The following is a 22,942-nucleotide window of genomic DNA, read 5'->3' as shown; positions in this document are numbered from 1 at the left end:
CATCGCATGACGTCCCGTCGGGGCAGTCCGGATTCCAACAAGTAAGGTAATTGAGTGACTTTACCGCTGCACCTTCCCCAGTCCCATGGGGCCACGCCCTCCGCGCTCCGGCTCTTCACCTCCGAGTCCGTCACCGAGGGCCATCCGGACAAGATCTGCGACCAGATCAGCGACGCCATCCTGGACGCACTGCTCGCAGCCGACCCCGAATCGCGGGTAGCCGTGGAGACCATGGCCACCACCGGCCTGGTCCACGTGGCCGGCGAAGTCACCACCGACGCCTACGTCGAAATCCCGCAGATTGTCCGCGAAACCATCCTGGGCATCGGCTACGACTCCTCAGCCAACGGGTTCGACGGCGCCCGCTGCGGGGTCTCCGTATCCATCGGCCAGCAGTCAAACGACATCGCCGGGGGCGTCTTCAACTCCCTCGAAGCCCGCGAAGGACGCCAGGAAGACGACTACGACCTCCAGGGCGCCGGCGACCAGGGCCTGATGTTCGGCTACGCCAGCGACGAGACCCCGTCCTACATGCCCACCCCCATCTGGCTCGCGCACCGGCTGTCCGAGCGGCTCACCGAAGTCCGCAAGTCAGGCCAGCTGCCCTACCTCCGCCCGGACGGCAAGACGCAGGTGACCGTAGGCTACGACAAGGACCTGCCCGTCTCCGTCGAAACCGTTGTGATCTCCAGCCAGCACGCCGAAGGCGCCAGCCTGGCGCAGCTCCGCGCGGACCTCGCCTCCATCGTCATCGAGCCCGTCCTTGCCGGCGCCAACCTGGACATCTCCCGTGCTGCCAACATCCTGAATCCGGCCGGCGAATTCGTCATCGGCGGGCCAGTGGGCGACGCCGGCCTCACCGGCCGGAAAATCATCGTCGACACCTACGGCGGCATGGCCCGCCACGGCGGCGGCGCCTTCTCCGGCAAGGACCCGTCCAAGGTTGACCGCTCAGCTGCCTACGCCATGCGCTGGGTCGCCAAGAACGTCGTGGCAGCAGGACTGGCCAAGCGTGCCGAGATCCAGATTGCCTACGCCATCGGCCAGGCCCGCCCCGTGGGAACCTACGTTGAAACCTTCGGAACGGAAACGGTTGATCCGGCCCGCATCAGCGCGGCCATCGCGGAAATCTTCGACCTTCGTCCCCGCGCCATCATCGACGCCCTGGACCTGAAGCGGCCCATCTACGCCAAGACTGCCGCGCACGGCCACTTCGGCCGCGACGATCCGGACTTCACGTGGGAGCGCCTGGACCGCGTGGATGACCTGAAGGCGTTCTTCAACGCCTAGCAGGACCGGTGTCCCGTGCCGGCGGCGATGCCGATGCACCGGAATGTCTGTGCCTGGCGGTTTGCTGGCTCTGTCCACATAGGTGATGCTGAACGGAGGTGGCCGCAGTGGTTGCTGATGATGCAGCGCAACCTTTGCTGGACCTGCCCGCGGCCGTGCAGCCGTCCCTGCTGCAGGGGTTCCCGGACCGGAAACAGCAGTCCGGGCCGAAGTTCGCAGGCCACCTGCCGGTGGCCCGCGTCCTGGTGGAGTCCTCCCTGCCCCATCTGGACAGGCCGTTTGATTACGGTGTCCCGGCCACCCTCGATAATGAGGCGCAGCCCGGCGTCCGGGTCAAGGTCAAATTCAACGGCCAGGACCTCAGCGGCTTCATCATCGAGCGGGTGGCGGAATCCGACGCCGGCCACAGCCTCCTGCCGCTGGCAAAGGTGGTTTCCCCGGTTCCCGTCCTCACGCCGGAAATCCGGGACCTCGCCACCGCTGTTGCTGCGCGTTATGCCGGAACCGTATCTGATGTCCTGCGTGTCGCAGTCCCGCCCCGGGTTGCCCGGCTGGAGAAGACCTTTCCTGCCGCTAGGGAATCCGGAGGCGCCCAGGAACCAGCGGCTGAGGCGGCCGTGCGCCAGCCAGGTAACACCCGTGCAGACGTTACCGGCCACTCCGCCTGGGCTGACTACCGCAACGGCCCGGCATTCCTGCGCCACCTGAGTGAAGGTGGTGCGCCCCGGGCTGTAATGAATCCGCTTCGGGGCTTCGGCACCTCCGGCTGGCCCCACTTGCTGGCCCAGGCCGTAGCCGCAGCCTTTGAATCCGGCCGGGGCGCCCTGGTAGTGGTGCCGGACAACCGCGACCTTGACCTGCTGGAGGACGCGGTGAACGGCCTGCTGCCCGAAGATGCCGTAGCCCGCCTGACGGCAGAGGACGGACCCACCCCCCGCTACCAGAATTTCCTTCACCTCCTTGCCGGGACCGCCCGCGTGGCCATCGGCACCAGGTCGGCTGCCTATGCGCCGGTAAAGGACCTGGGGCTCGTTGTCTGCTGGGACGACGGCGACGACCTCCATATCGAGCAACGCGCACCGTATGCCCACGCCCGTGAGGTCCTGCTCCTGCGCGCCGAGCAGGCAGGTGCGGCGTGCCTCCTGGCCGGCCATACCCGGAGCACTGAAGTCCAACGGCTGGTGGAAACGGGCTGGGTGCTTCCTGTCGAGGCTGAGCGGAACGTTGTCCGCCGGACGGTCCCAAGGGTTGTGAACACCGCTGACAGCTTCGAACAGGAACGGGACCCGCTGGCAAGGATTGCCCGGCTGCCAGGCGCTGCCTGGCGTGCGGCCAGGGAAGGACTCGAACGCGGGCCTGTCCTGGTCCAGGTGGCCCGTGCAGGCTACGTGCCCTCGCTCGTGTGCGAAACCTGCCGGGAGCCCGCCCGTTGCGGAACCTGCCAGGGGCCGCTGGCCCTTGCCGCCGGCAGTTCAGCGGTACCGCAGTGCCGCTGGTGCTCCACCCCGGCACTGGAGTGGGGCTGCTCCCATTGCGGTGGGCGGAGGCTGCGCAAGGGTGCTACCGGTGTGATGCGGACGGCCGAGGAACTGGGCCGCGGTTTCCCTGGCAAAACGGTGATCACGTCCTCCGGGGACCACGTCAAGGCAAGCGTAGGCCCGGGTAAGTCCCTGGTAGTGGCTACCGTGGGCGCCGAGCCGGTGGCCGAGGGCGGGTACGCGGCGGCTCTGCTCCTGGACGGCGACTCGCTGCTGCGGCGGGAAAACTTGCGCGCCGGTGAGGACACGGTGCGCCGCTGGTTCAACGCCGCAGCCCTGGTACGGCCGGCGTCCGATCACGGCCTCGTGGTCATCACGGCCTCGGAGACCTCCGCCGTGGGTGCCCTGCTCCGGTGGGATCCTCCTGGTTACGCCCGGCGGGAGCTGTCCCTTCGCACGGAACTCCAACTGCCGCCCGCGGTGCGGATCGCCTCGGTCACCGGCCCCCGGGCCGCCGTCGAACACTTCACCGCTGCAGCGGCGGCGAACCTGCAACCTGCGGGAATCAGCCTGCGCACCGCCGGACCTGCCCCTGTGCTCCTTAGCGGTCCCCCCTCGTCACGCCGGGTGGGGGATGACGTGCGCACGCTGCTGTTTTTCCCGTACGCCCAGGCGGCAGCCGTAACGCGCGTCCTGCGTGCAACCAGGGCAGCGACGGCCGCAAAGCGGAGCGCGGAACCCGTCCAGCTTCGACTCGACGGCGTGGACGTTCTGTAGCAGCGGCGCCGCTACTTCCCGCGGTGGCGTTGTTACTTTCTGCCGCGGCCCAGTTACATTTTGCCGCGGCGCTGGGCGACGATGTCGTGGGCCACGTCCACCAGCTGGCGGGCAGAGGCGTCCCACGTGAACTCTCCCGCACGGGCCAGGGAGCGCCGCGAGGCTTCCTCCCACCGTTCCCGGTCCCGCAGTCCCATGACCGCCGCCGCGAACTGCTCCGGCGAGGCCGGATCAACATAGCTGGCGGCGTCACCGCCCACTTCCCGGAAAATGGGGATGTCACTGGCAATGACGGGCGTGCCCAGGGCCATGGCTTCTACCAGCGGCAGGCCGTACCCCTCAGCCCGGGAGAGGCTCACCAGCGCAGTGGCGGTGGACAGGAATTTCGCGTATTCCTCGTCCGTCACACCGTTGTGGAACACCACGTCTGCCCCGGCCGGAACGAGCTTTTCCAACTCACCGCGGCGTTGCGGGGTGATCCGGCTGAGCAGGTGAAGAGTGTAGCCGGGAAGGGCAGCCATCCCGGCCACCATGGTCTCCACATTTTTGTAGGGCATAAACGACCCCATGTAGACAATTGACGGTTCGGCGCCCGCTTCCGGTGCGCGTGGTTCCGCGGCCGGCTGTGGTGCGTTGCCGATGATCCTGACCGGACGCCGCGTCAGCCGGTATTTGGCCATCAGGGCTTCGGTGGTCCGGCTGACGGTGGCCACTGCATCGGCCCGGTTGAGGAGGAGCCGCTGCGGCCAGAAGGCCTTGTGGTAGAGCCGCCACAGCACCCGGACCGGGGCGGGCAGGAAACCCGGCGGTGCAGGGTGCTCATAGTAGATGAGGTCATGCAGCGTCAGGACCAGCCCATATTTCCGGCCCCACGTGCCCATTGTCTGCATCGGGCAGACCACAACGTCCGCGCCCAGCGGGTTCACCTTGCGGGCCACAAACAGTTCGGCGGGGGAGAGCGGACTGTTGATCAACGTGTAGGGAACATCCGGCAGGAGGGCGAGCTGCCGGAGGTCAGAGACCAGCATGGAAACGTCTGCGATTTTGGCCGTCGCCTCAATCAGGCTGGCGCCGTAGCGGCTGATGCCGTCGTGGTGGTCGGTCCTGGTGAAACGAGCATCAATGAGTATCTTCACGCGGGATGGTCCTTCAGGAAGCTGCGGATGTACCGGGCGGCGGGCTCCGGCGTTTCGTAGTGGATCAGATGGCCGACGCCGGCAATGACCTCAAGTTTGCCGCTGGGCAGCAGCTCAAGAAGCCGGTGCTGGTCAGGAAGTGTTGCAATTTCATCTTTTTCACCGGCGATGAGAAGCACGGGAAGCTGCAAGCGGGAGGCTACCTCCGCCACATGGCTGCTGACCGAGGCCGTGAAAGATTCCAGGAGGCTGTCCCGGCTGGCGAACGCGCTGAAGTACGCGTGGTGCTGGCCGTGGATAAACCGCCGCAGTTCCCGGTCCCTCGTCTTGGCCATGGCCTCACTCATCACCCGGACAATCAGCGGACTGCGCAGCAGGGCCTGCCCCAACGGGCGGGGAAGCCGGGCGGCGAGCTTGTAGTACAGCACGGCCAGCCTGGTCATGATGCCTTTTGGACCCTCAAGGGCCGGCGCGGCAATCGGATTAATGAGGATCAGGGGATGGACTGCGTCGGGATGGGCTGCGACGAAGTGCGCTGTGATGATGGATCCGAAAGAGTGGCCCAGGAGCACGGTGTCCGGTCCCAGGCCCAGGGCGGCCATAAACTCCTTGATGAACGCCCCATAGCCGGCTACGGTGTGGCCGCCCGGCCCGAAGGCCTCTGAGCTGCCGAAACCGGGCAGGTCCGGCATGATGATGCGCATATCGGGCAGCAGGTCGGCCACTCGCAGGAGTCCGTGGTGGTCACCGCGGAACCCGTGGATCACCAGGATGGTCCGGGTGTCCGGCAGCTCCTGTACGGGTTCATATGTCCAGAAAGCCACCTTCCCGCCGGCCAGCTGCACGGACGAGTCGCGGGTGCGTCCGGCCAGATGCGGGCTGAAGTAGGCGGGCGGGGCGGACTGCCCTGAGTGTGTTGTTTTCATGCAGGTCCTAGTTGACGTTGTCCGGGTGGGAGCCGGTGCGCTGTCCCCGGTCGAGGCCGGCGAGCGCTTCCATGTCCCGATCCGAAAGTTCAAAGCGGAAGATGTCCAGGTTCTCGCGGATGCGCGCCTCTGAACTGGCTTTGGGGATCGCGATGTTGCCCAGCTGGATGTGCCAACGGAGGATCACCTGGGCGGCTGTCCGGTCATGTTCAGCAGCGCAGGCCTGGACCACGGGGTCGGCAAGCACTTGGCCGCGCCCCAAGGGGCTCCACGCTTCGGTCCGGATGCCCAGGTCGTCGTGGATTTTCCGCAGCTCCTGCTGCTGAAGCCAGGGGTGAAGCTCGATCTGGTTGACTGCGGGGGTAACTTCCGCCGTCTGCATCAGCCGGTCAAGGTGGGAAGGCTGGAAATTGCTGACGCCGATGGCCCGGACCTTTCCTTCCCGGTAGAGCGTCTCCAGCGCCCGGTAGGTTTCCGGAAACAGTCCGCGCCGGGGGCAGGGCCAGTGGATGAGGTACATGTCCACGTAGTCCAGGCCCAGGTTGACCATTGAGTCATCGAAGGCCCGGAGGGTCGCATCGTAGCCGTGGTGGTCGTTCCACACCTTGGTGGTGACAAAGAGGTCTTCCCTGGCGGGGGCGGGAAAGAGCTCCCCGGAGCCGCCGCTGCCCGCCGACGCACCCAACAGGGAGCTGATGCCGCGGGCCACACCGGATTCGTTGCCGTACATGGCGGCCGTGTCGAAATGCCTGTAGCCGGCATCGAGGGCCGTCGCTACGAGTCCCGCGGCGTCTGACGGCGGCACCTTATACAAGCCAAAGCCCAGCTGGTCGATCAGCACGCCGTTGTTCAGGCTGATCCGCGGTGAGGTCCTCATAACCTTGACTCTACCTACTCGACGTCGCCATGCCCTCCAGGTCCACGAGGCGGCGCGCGGTTGCCTCATCGAGGATCAGGTCCGTCGCGAGGCCGGCTGCGAGGGCGCCTTTGAGGCCGTTGATTTTGGAGACCCCTGAAACCACGCAGATCCTGCGCCGGACCTGCCGGAGTTCGGAAAGGGCAGGCCCCGTGGACCGCTCATTCAGGACAATGCCGTCTGATGAACCGTCGCTGCGGAAGAAGACCGTGGCCACATCGCCCACTACATCGGAACCGGCCAGGATCTTGAGGTCGTTCTCGTCCAGGTAGCCACCGGCGTACACGTGGCTCGGGTAGTCCGCGTCAACCGAGCCGACGCCGAAGATCGCGATGCTCATCTTGGCCTGGAGTTCGAGGATGCGCTGCACGCTGCGTTCATTCCACATCGCGGTTTTTGTGGCCGCGTGGTCAAAGAAGGCGGGAACCGGAAACTGTTCCACCCGGGCTCCGTAGGCGCTGCCGAAGCGGCGCATGATGTCGCTGGCATAGGTGATGCCCGTCGTGTGCATATTGCCTGCGCCGTTCAGCTGCACAATCACGCTGTCGTGCGTGATCTTCCTGGTCAGGTGCCTGCTCACGGCGCTGAGCGTGGAGCCCCAGGCGACGCCGATGATCGCGTTGGAATCCACCAGGGGCCCGAACGTCCGCGCGGCCTGCATCGCCACGCGGTCCAGGGTTTCGGCTTCGTTGAGGGTTTCCACCACCGGGACAACGTGCACGTCAACCCCGTACCGGCGGCGGATCAAGCCTTCCAGTTCCGGCGCAGTGTCCAGGGGATTGCGGATCTGGACCTGGACCAGGCCCGAATCCCGGGCCGAGGACAACAGCCGGGAAACCGTGGACCGGGAGGTCCGCAGCTCCCTGGCGATGGCGTCCATCGTGAGGTCCTGCAAATAATACATTTGTGCAGCCCGCAAAGCGTCCGCATGCCGGGAAGGATCCACCCCGACCTCCGTTCTGCACGTTTGTGCATAGTCCTTGACTCCATTTTCCATTACTCCAAACAATAGATGAGAACGGCGGCGCACCCAGGGGTGGCCGCGACACACAAAGCCCCAAGGGAGTTGTTTTGGGACCCAAGGATTCACCTGTCCATCCCTCCGCGTCGAAGCCTGGCGCCGAACGCGCATCGGTTCACAACCTGAGGCGGCGGCCCCACGCAAAAGTGCTGGTGGTAGGCGGCGGGATCAACGGCGTCGGAACTTTCCGGGACCTCGCACTGCAGGGCGTGGACGTGGCACTCGTGGAGCGCGGGGACTACTGCCAGGGGGCCAGCGGGGCGTCCTCACACATGATCCATGGCGGCATCCGCTACCTGGAAAACGGTGAATTCCGGCTGGTGCGGGAATCTGTAGTGGAGCGCAACCGCCTGCTTCGGATCGCCCCCCACTACGTCAAGCCGCTGCAGACCACCATCCCCATCCTCAGCACCTTCTCCGGAATCCTCGCTGCACCGCTGCGGTTCCTGACCCATAAGCAGCAAGGCAAGCCCAAGGAACGCGGTGCATTCCTGATCAAGGTTGGCCTCAGCCTCTACGACTCCTTCTCCCGGGACGGCGGTTCCGTGCCGCGGCACCAGTTCCGGGGCCGCAAACGCGCCCTGGCCGAACTGCCCGCCCTGCGCCCGGACATTAAGTACGCGGCAACGTACTTTGATGCCTCGGTGCACAACCCGGAACGGCTCACCCTTGACGTCCTGCAGGATGGCGAGAAAGCAGGGCAGGTGCCCGGGGCATCCATAACCCAGGGCAGCACCGCCCGGGCCAGCAACTACCTTTCGCTGAAGTCCATGACCAGTGAGCCCAACCGCGGCACCGGCACAGGCAGCACTGTCCGGCTGCGCGATGAGCTGACAGGTGAGGAGTTCGACTTCACCGCTGATGTCATTGTCAACACCACGGGAGCGTGGGTGGATCTGACCAATGAGGCCATGGGAACCGCCTCTGCCTTTATGGGCGGCACGAAGGGATCGCACATTGTCCTGGACCATCCGGTACTCCTGGACGCCTGTCGTGGACGCGAAATCTTCTTCGAGCACACCGATGGCCGTATTGTCCTCATTTACCCGATGGGGGACCGCGTCCTGGTCGGAACCACCGATGTGGATGCGGACATGCGCCAGGACGCCGTCTGCACCGATGAGGAGATCGAATACTTCTTCGAACTGATCGGCCACGTGTTTCCGGACATTCCCGTCAGCCATGAACAGATCGTCTACACCTTCTCAGGTGTGCGGCCCCTGCCCCGGCACGATGCGACCCAGCCCGGGTTCGTTTCGCGGGACTACCGGATTGAGCGCCGCGGCCCGGCCGGGCCGGAATCCGGTGCGGGCGCCGTCGTGCTCAGTCTCGTGGGTGGAAAATGGACCACCTTCCGGGCCCTCGCGGAGCACCTGACCAACGATGTCCTCGCCGAGCTCGGCATGCAGCGCAAGGTATCGACGGCGCAACTGGCCATCGGCGGCGGCGCAGGCTTCCCCGCTGACGACGCCGGCGTGCAGACGTGGATCAAGCAGCACATGGTTCCCGGCCGGGATGCAGACCGCACGGCCGGCCTGCTGACCCGCTACGGGACCCGGGCCGAAGAAGTGATCGCCTACCTCGACGCCGAACCTGACCACGCGCTGCGATCCACGCGGGAACTCAGCGTCCGCGAACTGGAATTCATGGCGGCCCATGAGCAGGTGGGGCACCTGGTGGACGTCCTGATCCGGCGTACCTCCCTGGCCTTCCGCGGGCTGGTTACCGGAGAACTTCTCAATGAAGTGGCGGAAGTTCTGTCCGTCCCGCTGAAGTGGGACGCCACAGCCCGCGCCGCCGAGATACAGCACGCACAGGACGTGCTGCAGCGGTTCCACCGAGTGGAAATCAACAGCCTGGTCGCTTGAGGCCCGGCTTCCGGCCGGGGCCATAACCCGCCCCGGCAAACGGTCCTTCAACCCGCGAAGGACTGACAACAGAAAATAAGGAGAGTCAAAGATGTCTCTTGGAATTGTTTTCCTTTCCGAAGTATTCGGAACGGCGATGCTCACCCTGCTCGGTTGCGGTGTCGTGGCCAACGTCGCCCTGCGGGGCACCAAAGGCAATAGCGGCGGGTTCCTGATGGTCACGTGGGGATGGGGTGTTGCTGTCTTCGCGGGCGTCTATGTGGCCGCGAAGTCCGGGGCACACTTGAACCCCGCCGTGACACTCGGCTTCCTGGCCAAGGGCAACACGGAATACGCGAAGGGCGTCCCCGTCGATGTCGTCTCAACCCTGACCTATTTTGGCGGTGAAATGCTCGGCGCCTTCCTTGGCGCAGTGCTCTGCTGGCTCGCCTACAAGCAGCACTTCGACGCCGAAGAGGCAGTTGCTGCCAAGCTGGGCGTCTTCTCCACCGGCCCGGCCATCCGGTCCAGCTCCTGGAATCTGGTCACTGAGATCATCGGCACCTTTGTCCTGGTGTTCGTCATCCTGGCCTTCGGCGGGACCCCTTCGGGCCTGGGCCCGCTCGCTGTGGCACTCCTGGTCGTCGGCATCGGCGTATCCCTGGGCGGCCCCACCGGCTACGCCATCAACCCTGCCCGCGACCTCGGCCCGCGCATCGCGCACGCCCTGCTTCCCATCAAGGGCAAAGGCTCCAGCGACTGGGGCTACTCGTGGATCCCCGTGGTGGGACCCCTCGTTGGCGGGGCCCTGGGCGGGCTCGTCGCCCGGCTGGTCCCGATCATCGCCGCAGCCGCCTGACCCTTTACCCAGCCACCCACCCAACTCAAGACAAGGACGTCACCATGAACCAGTACGTAATCGCCATCGACCAGGGAACCACCAGCACCCGCGCCATCATTTTCAACCACAGCGGCGCCATCGTCTCCTCGGGGCAGATGGAGCACGAACAGATCTTCCCGAAGGCCGGGTGGGTGGAGCACAACCCGGCCGAAATCTGGAACAACACCCGTGAGGTCATCGCCTCCGCCCTCTCCAAGGCGAACCTGACACGGCACGATATTGCCGCCGTCGGAATCACCAACCAGCGTGAAACCGCCGTGGTGTGGGACAAAACCACCGGGGAGGCTGTGTACAACGCCATCGTCTGGCAGGACACACGGACCCAGGACATCGTGGACGAGCTGGCCAGGGACGGCGGCGCGGACCGCTTCAAGCAGAAAGTGGGCCTGCCGCTGGCAACCTATTTCTCGGGAACCAAGATCAAGTGGATCCTGGACAACGTCGACGGCGCCAGGGAGAAAGCCGAAGCGGGGAACCTGGTGTTCGGCAACACCGACGCCTGGGTCCTCTGGAACCTCACGGGCGGCGTGGACGGGGGCGTCCACGTCACCGATGTCACCAATGCCTCCCGCACCCTGTTTATGGATCTGGAGACCCTCCAGTGGGACGACGAAATATTGGGGATCTTCGGCGTCCCGCGGTCCATGATGCCGGACATCAGGTCCTCCTCGGAGGTCTACGGCACGGTCCACACCTCGCAGCTGCTGCGCGAGGTCCCCGTGGCCGGCATCCTTGGCGACCAGCAGGCAGCAACCTTCGGCCAGGCAGCGTTCCAGACCGGCGAAGCGAAGAACACCTACGGGACGGGCTGCTTCCTGATCTTCAACACCGGCGAGGAGATCGTGCACTCGAAGAACGGGCTGCTGACAACGGTCGGCTACAAGCTCGGCGATGCTGCACCGCACTACGCCCTGGAAGGCTCCATCGCCGTCACCGGCTCGCTGATCCAGTGGCTGCGCGACAACCTGGGCATGATCAGCAGCGCGCCCGAAGTCGAAACCCTTGCCGCATCCGTGAAGGACAACGGCGGCGTGTATATCGTCCCGGCCTTCTCCGGGCTCTTCGCGCCGTACTGGCGTTCGGACGCCCGGGGTGCCATCGTGGGCCTCACCCGGTTCGTCAACAAGAACCACATCGCCCGGGCCGCGCTCGAAGCCACCGCGTTCCAGACGCGCGAGGTGCTTGACGCCGTCAACGCAGACTCCGGTGTTCCGCTCTCCGAGTTGAAGGTCGACGGCGGCATGGTGGCCAACGACGCCCTCATGCAGTTCCAGGCGGACATCCTTGGCGTCCCGGTGATCCGGCCGAAGGTGGTTGAGACCACCGCCCTCGGCGCCGCCTACGCTGCCGGCCTTGCCGTGGGCTTCTGGAAGGACCTCGGCGAGCTGTCGGCCAACTGGTCCGAGGACAAGCGCTGGGAGCCACAGATGGACCAGGCTGAGCAGGACCGCCAGATGCGGCTCTGGAAGAAAGCAGTGACCAAGTCCATGGACTGGGTGGACGTGGACGTGCGGTAATCTCGATCCGTCGCGGGCCGCCCTGCCAATCCGGCAGGGCGGCCCATGCCGTCTCCAGGCCATGCCCGGCAAGGCGCCGTGCGTCCCAGGTTCCTGGTGTCCCGGCTGCAAAGGGGTCAGGAGGTGGGCCGTGGCGGCAGATCCTCTGTGGCCGGTCCCTGGATGACCTTGCCAGACGCGTCGAACCGGGATCCGTGGCAGGGGCAATCCCAGGTGCGCTCTCCCCGGTTGAAAGCAACGGTGCAGCCCAGATGGGTGCAGATCGCGGACACGGCGTGGATTTCTCCTGCTTGATCCCGGTAATACGCCGTGCTGGTCCCGGCGGATTCAATCACCGTGCCGTCAGCGGGAGCGAGGTCCGCTACCTGCCGTGCAGCGCCGTCAGGGTGGTTCTCCGCCCGGTCCACAGAACCCGCCGGCGTCGATTCCGTGGGTCCTTCTGACCTGGTCCCAATCCGTGCGGGCGCCCGGTTGCTGTCAAACAAGGGCGCCCAGCCGTTGGGTGTGCCATTGAGCAGGTCTGCCAGCATCAGGGCGGCGGCGGTCCCATTCGTCAATCCCCATTTCCGCAGGCCTGTGATGACGAAGGCGTGCCGGCTGTCCGGATTCAGCGGCCCGGCGTACGGCAGCCCGTCCAGGGGCATCGCATCCTGGGTGGACCAGCGGTACGCGACGGGCCCGGCGCCGAAATGGCTGCGCGCATACGCGGCCAGGCTGGCATGGCGCGACGCCGGATCCACCCGTTCCGCGGCAGGGTGGCCCTCCCCGCCCGCCAGCAGGTAAGTCATCCCGTTGAGCCGGACCGTCAACACCGACCGCATGGGCTCATCCGCGCTGATAAAGGTGGCGTCCAGGGGAGGTGTATCCACCGTCGCGGCAACGATGTAGGAGCGGTGCGGCGGGCACAATGCTTCAAACCGGCCATGGTCTCCGAAGGGAACATTCGTGGCCACGATCGCATCAGCGGCCAGCACTGTACCGTTCCCGGCGGCTACTTTCACCGGCGTCCCCTCCTGCAGTTCAGTCGCGCGGGTCCCCTCGAACACGAAACTTCCGTCCCCCTCCACCCTGGCAGCCAGTCCCTGAAGGTACTGCACGGAGTGAATCTGGGCCTGCCCGTCGAACCGGACGGCGCCCGCCACAGGGAACGGCAGGGGTACCTCGGCCGTAAATGTGGCCGGAAGACCCAGCTTGGAAGCGAGTCCGGCTTCTGCACGCAGCTGCGGCAGGGTGTCTCCACTTACGGCGAAGGTGTAGTTCGCAACCCGGCGGAAACCGCAGGAGATGTTTTCGGCGGCCACCACGTGCGCGATGTGTTCCACGGCAGCCTGGTTGGCGAGCCCGTAGGTTCCGGCGGCGCTGCTGCCGTGAGTCCGGGCGAGATCCGTGTAGGCCAGGCGGTGCAGCGACGTCACCTTGCCGGTGGTATGGCCGGTAACACCTGTGCCGATCCGGGCCGCCTCAAGGACGGCCACCGAGCGGCCCGAACGTTTCAAGGCCAGTGCTGCCGTCAGCCCGGCGACGCCGCCGCCGATGATGGCCACGTCCACTTCCACGGTGCCGCGCAGCTCCGGGAAGGAGGTGGCGCCGGCGGTTGCGAGCCACAGGGAAAGGGGCTCACCCTCAGCGGACCCGGCGGCGGTTGAATCCGGCATCATGCTCACCCCTCCCAACGTCGTGGGATGATCATGGCCCCTCACACCGGGTAATGCAACGAACGGCATCCTGGCTGCGGCAGCCTGCGTGCCGGTGCGCTAAAGTAGATCCATGCGTGCGATCCTTCTGCTTAGTTAGCCGCCCGGCGTCCGGAACAACGGATAACGGTGCGGCAGCCCCTCCCTGGTGAGGGGCTTTTGTGTGTCCGGGCGTGTTTGCCGGGCCGGCAGCAGGAGGATCAGGCCGTTATGGCAGCACAGATGCCGTAACAGAACAGAAGAGGGCAGCAGTGGGCGTTCAGCCGGAGACAGAGACCGGAACAGCAACAACAGTATCGGCGGAGCCTGAAGAGGGCACCTACAGTTTCACCGCCATGGAGGCCAAATGGCCCCAGGTGTGGGAGGACCTCAAGGTCTTCACCCCGGTGGATGACGGGTCCCGGGAGCGCCGCTACGTGCTGGACATGTTCCCGTACCCGTCCGGCGACCTGCACATGGGCCACGCGGAAGCATTCGCCATGGGCGACGTGGTGGCACGCTACCTGCGCCAGAAGGGGTACGACGTCCTGCACCCCATCGGTTGGGATTCCTTTGGCCTGCCCGCGGAAAACGCCGCGATCAAGCGCAACGCCCACCCCAGCGAGTGGACCTACGCCAACATCGACACCCAGGCAGCGTCCTTCAAGCGGTACGCCATTTCCGCTGACTGGTCGCGCCGCCTCCACACCTCGGACCCCGAGTACTACCGCTGGACCCAGTGGCTGTTCAAGCGCTTCTACGAGCGCGGCCTGGCCTACCGGAAGAACTCCCCGGTCAACTGGTGCCCCAAGGACCAGACTGTCCTGGCGAACGAGCAGGTAGTCAACGGCGCCTGCGAGCGCTGCGGCACCACCGTCACCAAGAAGTCCCTCAACCAGTGGTACTTCAAGATCACCGAATACGCCGACCGGCTGCTGGACGATATGGAGCAGCTGCGCGGCCACTGGCCCGAGCGTGTCCTGGCGATGCAGAAGAATTGGATCGGCCGGTCTGAGGGCGCACACGTCAACTTTGTGATCGAGGCCGACGGCGGCAAGCCCGCCAAAGAGGTCACCGTCTTCACCACCCGCCCCGACACCCTGTACGGCGCAACGTTCTTTGTGGTGGCAGCGGACGCGCCGCTCGCCGTCGAACTTGTCACAGAGGAGCATGCCGCTGCCCTGGACGAATACCGGGAGCAGGTCAAAGCACTCTCGGAAATCGAACGGCAGTCCACCGAGCGTGAGAAGACCGGTGTCTTCACCGGCCGGTACGCGATCAACCCGCTGAACGGGGAGAAGCTGCCGGTCTGGGCCGCGGACTACGTCCTGGCCGATTACGGCACCGGCGCGATCATGGCCGTCCCCGCCCACGACCAGCGGGACCTGGACTTCGCCCGCACGTTCGACCTTCCCGTCCGGGCTGTCCTGGACACGGGCGTGGAAGACCCTGCAGTGTCCGGCACCGCAACCGCGGGGGAGGGGACACTGATCAACTCCGGCGACCTGGATGGCCTGCCCAAGGCCGAGGCTATCCCGGCAGCAATCGCCATCCTGGAGCGCCAGGGCACCGGTGAGAAGTTTGTGAACTTCCGCCTGCGTGACTGGCTGCTCAGCCGCCAGCGCTTCTGGGGCACTCCCATCCCGATCATCCACTGCCCGTCCTGCGGCGAGGTTCCCGTTCCTGACGAGCAGCTGCCCGTCACGCTGCCCTCCGACCTGCGCGGCGAGGACCTCTCGCCGAAGGGCACCTCGCCGCTGGCTGCGGCCGAAGCCTGGGTCAACGTCGAATGCCCCTCCTGCCACGGTCCGGCCAAGCGGGACACGGACACCATGGACACCTTCGTGGACTCGTCCTGGTACTTCCTGCGGTTCGTCTCGCCGCAGTACACCGAAGGCCCGTTCGACCCCGAAAAGATCAACGACTGGATGCCCGTGGGCCAGTACGTGGGCGGCGTTGAGCACGCCATCCTGCACCTGCTGTACGCCCGCTTCTTCACCAAGGTCATCAACGACCTCGGCATGATCGAGGCCAACGAGCCCTTCAGCGCGCTCCTGAACCAGGGCCAGGTGCTCAATGGCGGCAAGGCCATGAGCAAGTCGCTGGGCAATGGCGTGGACCTCGGCGAGCAGCTGGACAAGTACGGCGTGGACGCCGTCCGGCTGACCATGATCTTCGCCTCCCCGCCCGAGGACGACGTCGACTGGGCAGACGTCTCGCCCTCCGGCTCGGCGAAGTTCCTGGCCCGCGCCTGGCGCCTCGCGCAGGACGTGTCCAGTGCGCCGGGCGTGGACGTCACCACCGGAGACCGCGCCCTGCGGTCAGTCACGCACCGGACTATCGCTGACGCGGCTGAACTGCTGGACGCCAACAAGTTCAACGTGGTGGTGGCCAAGCTTATGGAGCTGGTGAACGCCACCCGGAAGGCCATCGACTCCGGTGCCGGCGGTGCCGACCCGGCAGTCCGGGAAGCCGCAGAAGCTGTTGCCGTCATCCTGAGCCTCTTTGCCCCCTACACGGCCGAGGACATGTGGAACGTCCTGGGACACCCGGCCTCGGTGGCCAACGCGGGCTGGCCTGCCCACGACGCTTCACTCCTGGTGCAGGACACCGTCACGGCTGTCGTCCAGGTCCAGGGCAAGGTGCGGGACCGGCTTGAGGTCTCCCCGGATGTCTCTGAGGACCAGCTGCGGGAACTGGCGCTGGCCTCGGACAACGTCCAGCGCGCCCTCGACGGCCGGGGCATCCGCACGGTCATCGTCCGCGCCCCTAAACTGGTCAACATCGTCCCGGCTTAGGCTGGACCGGGCCGCCGGAAACCTCCGGCGGCCTGCTTGACCCCAGGAGGCCACTTTGCCCCACCGCGACGCTGCCGCTTGGCCCTGGCTCCGGGCGCGCGTAGCCGCCATGCGCGCCAAGCAGGACGACGCCCGGCGGGGCAGCGCCGCAACCCGGCCGGACGCCGTCGTACGGACTGCCGTGGTCACCGATTCCGCGTCTGCTTTGCCCGCGGACTGGTCAGCAGATCTCACTGGTGACGGACGCCTGACCATCATCCCCATGCCCGTGATGGTGGGTGAGGAGATCTACGGCGAGGGTGAGGACGATATTTCCGAGACCATCGCGCTGGCACTGGCCAGCGGCACCTCCGTAAAAACCTCGCGGCCCTCGCCAGGACAGTTCGAACAGGCGTACCTGGCCGCGCAGCGCCGCGGCTACGAGGCAGTGGTCTCCGTGCATATTTCCGGCGGCCTGTCCGGGACGGCGGATGCGGCGCGCCTGGCGGCGGCGCGCGTGGGCATTCCCGTGGAAGTGGTCGACTCAGCAACAGTGGGCATGGCCCTCGGCATGGCAGTGCAGGCAAGTGTCCGCACGGCGGCGGGCGGCGCAGCAGCAGGGACGGTGGCCGCTGCTGCGGCGGACCAGGCAGCCAGAACCAAGGTCTATTTCTACGTTCCCAGCCTGGAGCAGCTCCGCCGCGGCGGGCGGATCGGAGCGGCAGCTTCGCTCTGGGGCACCATGCTGGCCATCAAACCCATCCTGGCAGTCGACGACGGCAGGATCGTACCGCTGGAAAAAGTCCGGTCCGCTGCCAAGGCGGTCGCGCGCCTTGAGGAAATTGTCGCCGCCGACGCGGCCGCACGGCCGGACGGGGTGCGGCTGGCCGTCCACCACTTCGGAAACCCGGCAGAGGCCCAGAGCCTGGCGGCACGTCTTGAAGCGGCTTTGCCGCAGTGCCCCCCTGCCCAGATCAGTTCCCTTCCCGCCGTACTCGCGGCTCATGCGGGCCTTGGTGTCCTGGCCGTCATTGTGGGCAGCGGCAGCGGTTCGGGTGAGGACAGCGCTTAAGGTGCCGGGTACGGGCACCCTTTCCACATAGCAGGGCCCCGCCCTGTTGCGGGGTGCGGCATGTCCCTAGCGTGGGGTGCATGTCACGCCGGGATGCTGGAGCCGCAGGTCAGCAGGCGCGCCATGCCAGGAACCGGCTGGCGGCCACGCTGGGCACCAGTACTGGCGGGCTCCTCGTTGAGGAGGACGGGCATGCCTTCAAATACCGGGGCGCACCTGGTCCCGATGCCGGCGCTGACACCGTCGGCGGTGCACGTCATACCCAAGCCCACGACGCCGGACCGGCTATCCGCTGGCGCCTTGGCCTGCGGCTTGCCGTGCTCGTGGGCGTCCTTGCCGTGGCCGGAGGTGCCTGGTTCTGGTGGCAGGCAGCCTCGGGGCGGCCCGAGATCCTTCCCCTGAGCGGGGTTGGTCCGGAGACCACAGCCAAAACTGGTGAGGACGCCGCATCAGGCGAGGACGGCGGTGGCGGGAGCCGGGCCGGTCCATCGCCCGGAGCCCCTGCCGACGCGCTGCCGGGAGCGCAGGAAAGTGCCCCGGCCGGCACGGCCGTGGTCCACGTTGCCGGGGCCGTGATGCGGCCCGGGGTGGTGCAGTTGCCGGCAGGGAGCCGCGTGCACGATGCCGTCGCGGCGGCAGGAGGAGGAAGTCCCGGCGCCGACCTGGACCGCCTGAACCTTGCTGCAGTGGTGGAGGACGGACAAAAGATCCATGTCCCGCGGCAGGGCGAAATGGTGCCCGGCAGTGCCGGGGAAGCCGCAGCGCCGGATGCGGGAGACTCCCCGGACGGACGTGCGGCCGCGGGTTCAAAGGTGAACCTGAATACGGCCGGAGTGGAGGAACTGGACGGTCTGCCGAAGGTCGGCCCCGTGCTGGCCCAGCGCATCGTGGACTGGCGCAAGGAACACGGGCCCTTCAAAGCAGTGGAGGAACTGGATGCCATTGACGGCGTCGGCCCAAAGATGCTTGAGGCCCTGCTCCCGCTGGTGAGCATATGAGGCGAAGGGAAGATGCGGTGACGACGTCGATGGCCTGCCGCTGTTATGGGTAACCGGACGCCGGGGACGGGCTCCAGCCCGTGGAGCCGGTATGTAGAGTCAGCCGTCCGGGGGTATGCGACGCCACCGGATGATGATGGGCGCCCGGGACCGGGGGAGGCCCCGCATGAGGCCCGCGGGGCTAGGGGACAGGAGCCCACGGCGGCGGGCAGGCCGGACTTCCGGACGTTGCCTCGGGGCCTGGGACCCACCGGAGCTATACGGAAATACTGGACTGCGCAGTCCGCCAGGTTTGCCGCCGGCACCAAGAAGGCGGCCCAGGACGCGGATTCGGTGGACGAAGCACCACGACGGCGGACCGACCTGCGGCTGGCACTGCCTGCGGCGTTCGTCTGGGCCGCGTCGATTGCGGGGCTCTGGCTGCCGCCCGGTGCACTGGCGGGCCTCTGCTGCATATTGCTGCTGCTTTCGGCCATGCTGCTGCACAAGACCTGGCGTGTCCGCAGGATGAGGCCGGTCACTGACGACCCTCGGAAACCCGCCCGGCGGAGTTTCCTGACCACCACAGCGATTGCGCTCCTGCTGGCCGCCACCGCGGCGGCGCACTCGGCGGTGGCGTCCACCCAGCGTCATGAAGGCCCGCTGGCAGTTGCGGTTTCGTCAGGCAGGTCGGTGGTGGCGGTCGTGGAAGTGGCAGGAACGCCGCGGGCCTTGAACCCACCGAACCAGGCAGGTACGCCCTCGCGCTGGTCGGTCGCTGTATGGACCCGGGACGTCAGTACAGGAGGCGTGCTGCTGCGAACGCGGGCCCAACTCTTGATAACAGGCGGCGGCGCCTGGGGAAACGTGGTGCCCGGACAACTGGTCCGCGCAACGGGGAAGCTCCGGCCCCCGGATCCCGGGCGGGAGGAAGCCGGCATGCTGACGGCGTCCTCGGGACCGGGAAAGCCCACCGATTCGCCGTTCCTGCAGGAATCCGCGAAGGAATTGAGGGAACGCTTTGTCTCGGCGGCCTCGTTCCTCGCCCCGGATCCACAGGGCCTGCTTCCCGGGATGGTCACCGGGGACACCAGCGCCCTGGATGAGGGCCTGGAGACCGCAATGAAGACCGTGGGTATGACCCACCTGACCGCTGTCAGCGGGGCCAACTGCAGCCTGGTGCTCGGCGCCCTGCTGCTGGCCTGCCGGCGGCTCCGCCTGCCCCGGGTGCCTGCGGCGGTACTCGCCGTGGCAGGCCTTGGACTGTTTGTCCTGCTGGTGGGTCCGGACGCAAGCGTCCTGCGGGCAGCCCTGATGGGAGCCGTTGCAGTGGCTTCCCTGGCTGGTGGACGTACCGGCCGGGGACTGAGCTTCCTGTGCCTGGCCGTGATCGGCCTGTTGCTGGCGGACCCGGGGCTGGGGTCGAGTTTCGGCTTCCTCCTGTCGGTGCTGGCAACGCTCGGAATCATCATCCTGGGCCGGCACATCATGGACTGGATCCCGGCACTGATACCGCGCTGGGCAGCAGCAGCGGTTGCTGTTCCCTTGTCCGCGCAACTGCTGTGCGGGCCGGTGACCGTGGTGCTTCAGCCGCAGTTTTCAACGTACTCGCTGCTGGCCAACGTCCTGGCCTCACCATTTGTAGCGCCGGTGACACTGCTGGGAACCGCTGCCGTTCCCCTGGTGGTGCTGGTCCCGTGGGCGGGAACTGCCTTGGTCGCGGTGGCAGGCACCTTCAGCGCGGGAGTAGCAGCCACAGCGAGATTTGCGGCGCAGCTTCCGGGGGCGGCCCTGCCATGGCCCGAAGGTGTTCCCGGACTGCTGACCATGCTGTTCCTGTCCGTGCTGACCTACGGGGCTTTGTGGGCGGCAGCCCGCCCACACCGGCTCCGCCGCGGAATCAGTGCTGCCCACGGGCAGACCGTTACTCTGATTGAACGGCTGGAGGGATACGCGGCCCGGACACTGCGAAAAACTCACGGCAGGCCGCTGCCCGGGCCTGGACGGGGATCACGGCAGGTGCGCCGCGGGGCCGGCTTGGACCGCGCCGCGGGACATGGCAGGCTGAGATACTCCACTAAAATTTCCGGAAGGAAGCCCCGATGGCCGCTGCGCAGAAGCGTGCAACCCGTTCCCCGGCACCGAACGGCCCCACCTGGCGGGATGTAACTCCAGCCGGCGTGGTCCTGGTGGGCGGCCCGGAAGAGTATCTGGGCATCAGGGCCATGGACCGGGTACGCGCCCAGGTGCGGGCAGCTACCCCTGATGTCGAAGTGAGCCGCATCAACGCCGCCGCCTATGAGGCCGGCACATTAATGATGCAGGTCAGCCCCTCCCTCTTCGGCGAAAGCAAACTCATCGAGGTCGAAGCCGTTGAAGCGATGAACGACGCTTTCCTGGCGGACGCGCTGGCCTACCTCGCCCACCCGGAGCCCGATGCTGTTCTGGTGCTGCGCCACGGCGGGGGAGCCCGGGGCAAGAAACTGCTCGACGCCATCAAAAAAGGCGGGTGGCCGGTAGTGGACTGCCAGCCCCTGAAAAAGGACGCGGACAAGGTGGCGTTCGTGGCGGCCGAGTTCAAGGCCGGGGGACGGCGGATCGAACCGGACGCGGTGCAGGCGCTGGTCAACGCCGTCGGGGCGAATCTCTCCGAGCTGGCCGCAGCCTGCAGCCAGCTCATCGCCGACGCCGTCACCACGGTCACCACTGACGTCGTGGACCGCTACTACGGCGGCCGGATCGAGGCAACGGCCTTCAAGGTGGCAGATGCCGCCATGGCAGGAAACGGCCCGCTGGCACTGTCCACCCTCCGCCACGCACTGGCCACGGGAGCAGATCCCGTTCCGCTGGTCGCTGCCCTGGCGGCCAAGCTCCGGACCGTGGCCCGCGTGGCCGGCGCTTCCGGTTCGTCAGCGCAGATCGCGGCAGAACTCGGAATGCAGCCATGGCTGGTGGAACAGGCACAGCGCGATGTCCGGCGATGGACGCCGGAAGGCCTGGTGCGCTCCATCCAGGCGACGGCTGAGGCCGACGCCCAAGTCAAGGGATTGGCCAGGGACCCCGTGTATGCGGTGGAAAATGCGGTGCGGATCATTGCGATGTCAGTCCAGGGCAGGTAGGCCGCCAGTACCTCGCCGGGCCGAACTCTCGGACCGGTCGGCAGCCAGGTATGGGGTCGGCGTTATGGCGTTGCGACTTGTTCAAGTGAACTTCAACGCGGGGGATGGCTCAGCGCTCGGCCGGTACTGGGCGGACGCGCTCGGCCGGGGCGTATCCAGCGAAGGGCCCGGTGTGTGGCGGAGCAATGGACTGGACCCTGCATGAGGCAACCCCCGGGCTGATTCAATCCGCCCAACCGGGGTTAGCCCCCAACCGCCCGGAAAAGATTGTCGCCGTTAAAGATGTGTGGCCGGTACCAAACGGTACCGGCCACAACCATCAGTTCAAGCGAACTGGAAACCTTACAGTGCGTTGACCTTCTTGGAGATCGCCGACTTGCGGTTCGCTGCGTTGTTCTTGTGCAGAACACCCTTGCTAACAGCCTTGTCCAGCTTGCGGCTGGCAGCAACCAGGGCCGTAGCAGCGGCATCCTTGTCCGAGGACTCAACGGCGGTGTTGACGGCGCGGATGGCCGTCTTCAGCTCGGACTTGACTGCGTTGTTACGCAGGCGTGCCTTCTCGTTGGTGAGGATGCGCTTCTTCTGGGACTTGATATTCGCCACGTGTGAACTCTCTTTTTAATGCGGAAATGGTCTAGAGGGCTTTCAGATTGGCCATTGACTGAGCGGCGTGGGGATACCTATGGCGGCCAACCATCAGTGGCCGTCGACCTGCACGGACACACAGCTATAAAGAATAGCAGGTCAGGCGCGGGGCTGGCCATTTTGCCGCCTAGTCCCAGCCGTGTCACCGCCGGAGTGCTGCTGCCACCTTGTCAAAACGCTTCCGGTCCAGCACTGAGCCTTCCCTGCGGATGCTGTCCGGCCGCAACTGCACGATGCGGTCCACCCGAGCCTCACTGGGGCGTCCCTGCCGGTCCCAGGCGCCAGGTCCAAGGTCCACGTAGTCCTTTGATGCTGCCGACGCCGGAACGTGGTCTTTGCTGGTCAGCATCAGTCCCAGCAGGTAGCCGCCGCTTCTGCCCACCACGAGCACCGGCCGGTCCTTGCCCCGGCTGAAGTCCTCCTCATACGGGACCCAGGCCCACACCACTTCGCCCGGATCGGGTGCACCATCGGGTCGGGGCGCGTACCGGACAGAAATGCTGCCCCGATAATCGCCCGGATACAGGGTGTCGAACCGCGCTCCGCCCTGGTCCTTCGCGGGGATGGAGTTACTCCGGCCGGGCCTGCCGCGCCGGGCCGGGCGGCCCCCGCCCGCAGGTCTGCCTGTGCCTGCGTTTCGAAGGATGCGCAGGCCAGCTTTGACGGCGCTTGTGAGGGAATGGAGGTTGATGGCCATCCGGCAACCCTATCCCCGGCAGCCTCCCCGCCGGCGGAACGTCAACGGGACCGGGGAATGCGGTGACACGGGCGTGGACGTGGGACACTGGAGATTCCAAGATGTGCGGCTGACCGCTGGGGCCTTCGTTGTGCCCTGCCGGCGGAACCGCGTGAATGCCAACAGTAAGGACC

The 22,942-nt window shown here is 66.5% G+C and carries 17 protein-coding genes; 10 read left to right on the top strand and 7 right to left on the bottom strand.

The window, feature by feature from the left end:
* Window positions 1-54 precede the first annotated feature (54 nt).
* Together metK and FNL14_RS08765 are read left to right on the top strand one after the other, a co-directional pair.
* A complete protein-coding gene (gene metK, locus FNL14_RS08770; RefSeq protein ID WP_050054961.1) occupies window positions 55-1,290 on the top strand; it encodes a methionine adenosyltransferase in 1,236 nt (411 codons plus the stop codon).
* A 107-nt stretch (window positions 1,291-1,397) separates the two neighbouring features.
* Window positions 1,398-3,545, top strand: coding sequence for a primosomal protein N' (locus FNL14_RS08765; RefSeq protein WP_255470750.1), 2,148 nt, complete (start codon window positions 1,398-1,400; stop codon window positions 3,543-3,545).
* 53 nt (window positions 3,546-3,598) lie between these two features.
* On the opposite strand, the gene FNL14_RS08760 is transcribed toward FNL14_RS08765, so the two are convergent.
* The 4 genes from FNL14_RS08760 to FNL14_RS08745 are packed head-to-tail and all read right to left on the bottom strand — an operon-like array spanning window position 3,599 to window position 7,427.
* Complete coding sequence (locus tag FNL14_RS08760; protein ID WP_142059289.1) at window positions 3,599-4,681, bottom strand: glycosyltransferase family 1 protein; 1,083 nt, start codon at window positions 4,679-4,681, stop codon at window positions 3,599-3,601.
* Window positions 4,678-5,607: an alpha/beta fold hydrolase gene (locus FNL14_RS08755; RefSeq protein WP_142059287.1), complete on the bottom strand. Its 930-nt coding sequence runs from the start codon at window positions 5,605-5,607 to the stop codon at window positions 4,678-4,680. Before FNL14_RS08755 ends, FNL14_RS08760 begins: the two co-directional genes overlap by 4 nt.
* A gap of 7 nt (window positions 5,608-5,614) precedes the next feature.
* Complete coding sequence (locus FNL14_RS08750) at window positions 5,615-6,484, bottom strand: aldo/keto reductase (RefSeq protein WP_142059285.1); 870 nt, start codon at window positions 6,482-6,484, stop codon at window positions 5,615-5,617.
* Between the two features lie 10 nt (window positions 6,485-6,494).
* The gene (locus FNL14_RS08745; RefSeq protein WP_370455829.1) at window positions 6,495-7,427 is read right to left on the bottom strand and encodes a sugar-binding transcriptional regulator; all 933 of its coding nucleotides are present in this window, start codon (window positions 7,425-7,427) and stop codon (window positions 6,495-6,497) included.
* Between the two features lie 167 nt (window positions 7,428-7,594).
* Here FNL14_RS08745 and FNL14_RS08740 point away from each other — a divergent pair, with 167 nt between their 5' ends.
* From FNL14_RS08740 to glpK, 3 genes are all read left to right on the top strand, one after another.
* The gene (locus FNL14_RS08740) at window positions 7,595-9,412 is read left to right on the top strand and encodes a glycerol-3-phosphate dehydrogenase/oxidase (protein WP_142059283.1); all 1,818 of its coding nucleotides are present in this window, start codon (window positions 7,595-7,597) and stop codon (window positions 9,410-9,412) included.
* Between the two features lie 91 nt (window positions 9,413-9,503).
* Window positions 9,504-10,250 carry an MIP/aquaporin family protein gene (locus FNL14_RS08735; RefSeq protein WP_142059281.1) on the top strand — a complete coding sequence of 249 codons (747 nt, stop codon included), beginning with the start codon at window positions 9,504-9,506 and terminating at the stop codon, window positions 10,248-10,250.
* 44 nt (window positions 10,251-10,294) lie between these two features.
* Window positions 10,295-11,809: a glycerol kinase GlpK gene (gene glpK, locus FNL14_RS08730; RefSeq protein WP_142059279.1), complete on the top strand. Its 1,515-nt coding sequence runs from the start codon at window positions 10,295-10,297 to the stop codon at window positions 11,807-11,809.
* Between the two features lie 116 nt (window positions 11,810-11,925).
* On the opposite strand, the gene FNL14_RS08725 is transcribed toward glpK, so the two are convergent.
* Window positions 11,926-13,467 carry an FAD-dependent oxidoreductase gene (locus FNL14_RS08725; protein ID WP_255470749.1) on the bottom strand — a complete coding sequence of 514 codons (1,542 nt, stop codon included), beginning with the start codon at window positions 13,465-13,467 and terminating at the stop codon, window positions 11,926-11,928.
* A gap of 287 nt (window positions 13,468-13,754) precedes the next feature.
* On the opposite strand from FNL14_RS08725, the gene leuS reads away from it, so the two are divergent.
* The 5 genes from leuS to holA all read left to right on the top strand — a co-directional run bounded on the left by leuS (window position 13,755) and on the right by holA (window position 21,427).
* Window positions 13,755-16,280 carry a leucine--tRNA ligase gene (gene leuS, locus FNL14_RS08720; RefSeq protein ID WP_142059277.1) on the top strand — a complete coding sequence of 842 codons (2,526 nt, stop codon included), beginning with the start codon at window positions 13,755-13,757 and terminating at the stop codon, window positions 16,278-16,280.
* Window positions 16,281-16,335: 55 nt separating this feature from the next.
* Complete coding sequence (locus FNL14_RS08715; RefSeq protein ID WP_255470748.1) at window positions 16,336-17,331, top strand: DegV family protein; 996 nt, start codon at window positions 16,336-16,338, stop codon at window positions 17,329-17,331.
* Window positions 17,332-17,411: 80 nt separating this feature from the next.
* Window positions 17,412-18,329, top strand: a complete 918-nt coding sequence (locus tag FNL14_RS08710) for a ComEA family DNA-binding protein (protein WP_142059274.1) — start codon at window positions 17,412-17,414, stop codon at window positions 18,327-18,329.
* Between the two features lie 333 nt (window positions 18,330-18,662).
* On the top strand, window positions 18,663-20,477 hold the full coding sequence (locus tag FNL14_RS08705; RefSeq protein ID WP_255470747.1) for a ComEC/Rec2 family competence protein: 1,815 nt from the start codon (window positions 18,663-18,665) through the stop codon (window positions 20,475-20,477).
* On the top strand, window positions 20,411-21,427 hold the full coding sequence (holA, locus tag FNL14_RS08700; RefSeq protein ID WP_142059270.1) for a DNA polymerase III subunit delta: 1,017 nt from the start codon (window positions 20,411-20,413) through the stop codon (window positions 21,425-21,427). Before FNL14_RS08705 ends, holA begins: the two co-directional genes overlap by 67 nt.
* 342 nt (window positions 21,428-21,769) lie before the next feature.
* Here the strand turns inward: holA and rpsT are convergent, their stop codons facing one another.
* On the bottom strand, window positions 21,770-22,030 hold the full coding sequence (rpsT, locus tag FNL14_RS08690) for a 30S ribosomal protein S20 (protein ID WP_091419918.1): 261 nt from the start codon (window positions 22,028-22,030) through the stop codon (window positions 21,770-21,772).
* 184 nt (window positions 22,031-22,214) lie between these two features.
* Complete coding sequence (locus FNL14_RS08685) at window positions 22,215-22,769, bottom strand: type II toxin-antitoxin system PemK/MazF family toxin (protein ID WP_142059268.1); 555 nt, start codon at window positions 22,767-22,769, stop codon at window positions 22,215-22,217.
* Between the last annotated feature and the right edge of the window lie 173 nt (window positions 22,770-22,942).

It is taken from the genome of Pseudarthrobacter sp. B4EP4b, assembly GCF_006680095.1.
Classification (GTDB): domain Bacteria; phylum Actinomycetota; class Actinomycetes; order Actinomycetales; family Micrococcaceae; genus Arthrobacter.
This window is presented reverse-complemented; position numbering and strand designations above follow the sequence as displayed.

Bases quoted from the DNA above. Each gene is read 5' to 3' on its own strand.
- FNL14_RS08755 (WP_142059287.1), bottom strand. From the start codon at position 5,607: ATGAAAACAACACACTCAGGGCAGTCCGCCCCGCCCGCCTACTTCAGC.
- FNL14_RS08750 (WP_142059285.1), bottom strand. From the start codon at position 6,484: ATGAGGACCTCACCGCGGATCAGCCTGAACAACGGCGTGCTGATCGAC.
- FNL14_RS08745 (WP_370455829.1), bottom strand. From the start codon at position 7,427: ATGTATTATTTGCAGGACCTCACGATGGACGCCATCGCCAGGGAGCTG.
- FNL14_RS08735 (WP_142059281.1), top strand. From the start codon at position 9,504: ATGTCTCTTGGAATTGTTTTCCTTTCCGAAGTATTCGGAACGGCGATG.
- glpK (WP_142059279.1), top strand. From the start codon at position 10,295: ATGAACCAGTACGTAATCGCCATCGACCAGGGAACCACCAGCACCCGC.
- FNL14_RS08725 (WP_255470749.1), bottom strand. From the start codon at position 13,467: ATGATGCCGGATTCAACCGCCGCCGGGTCCGCTGAGGGTGAGCCCCTT.
- FNL14_RS08710 (WP_142059274.1), top strand. From the start codon at position 17,412: ATGTCACGCCGGGATGCTGGAGCCGCAGGTCAGCAGGCGCGCCATGCC.
- holA (WP_142059270.1), top strand. From the start codon at position 20,411: ATGGCCGCTGCGCAGAAGCGTGCAACCCGTTCCCCGGCACCGAACGGC.
- FNL14_RS08685 (WP_142059268.1), bottom strand. From the start codon at position 22,769: ATGGCCATCAACCTCCATTCCCTCACAAGCGCCGTCAAAGCTGGCCTG.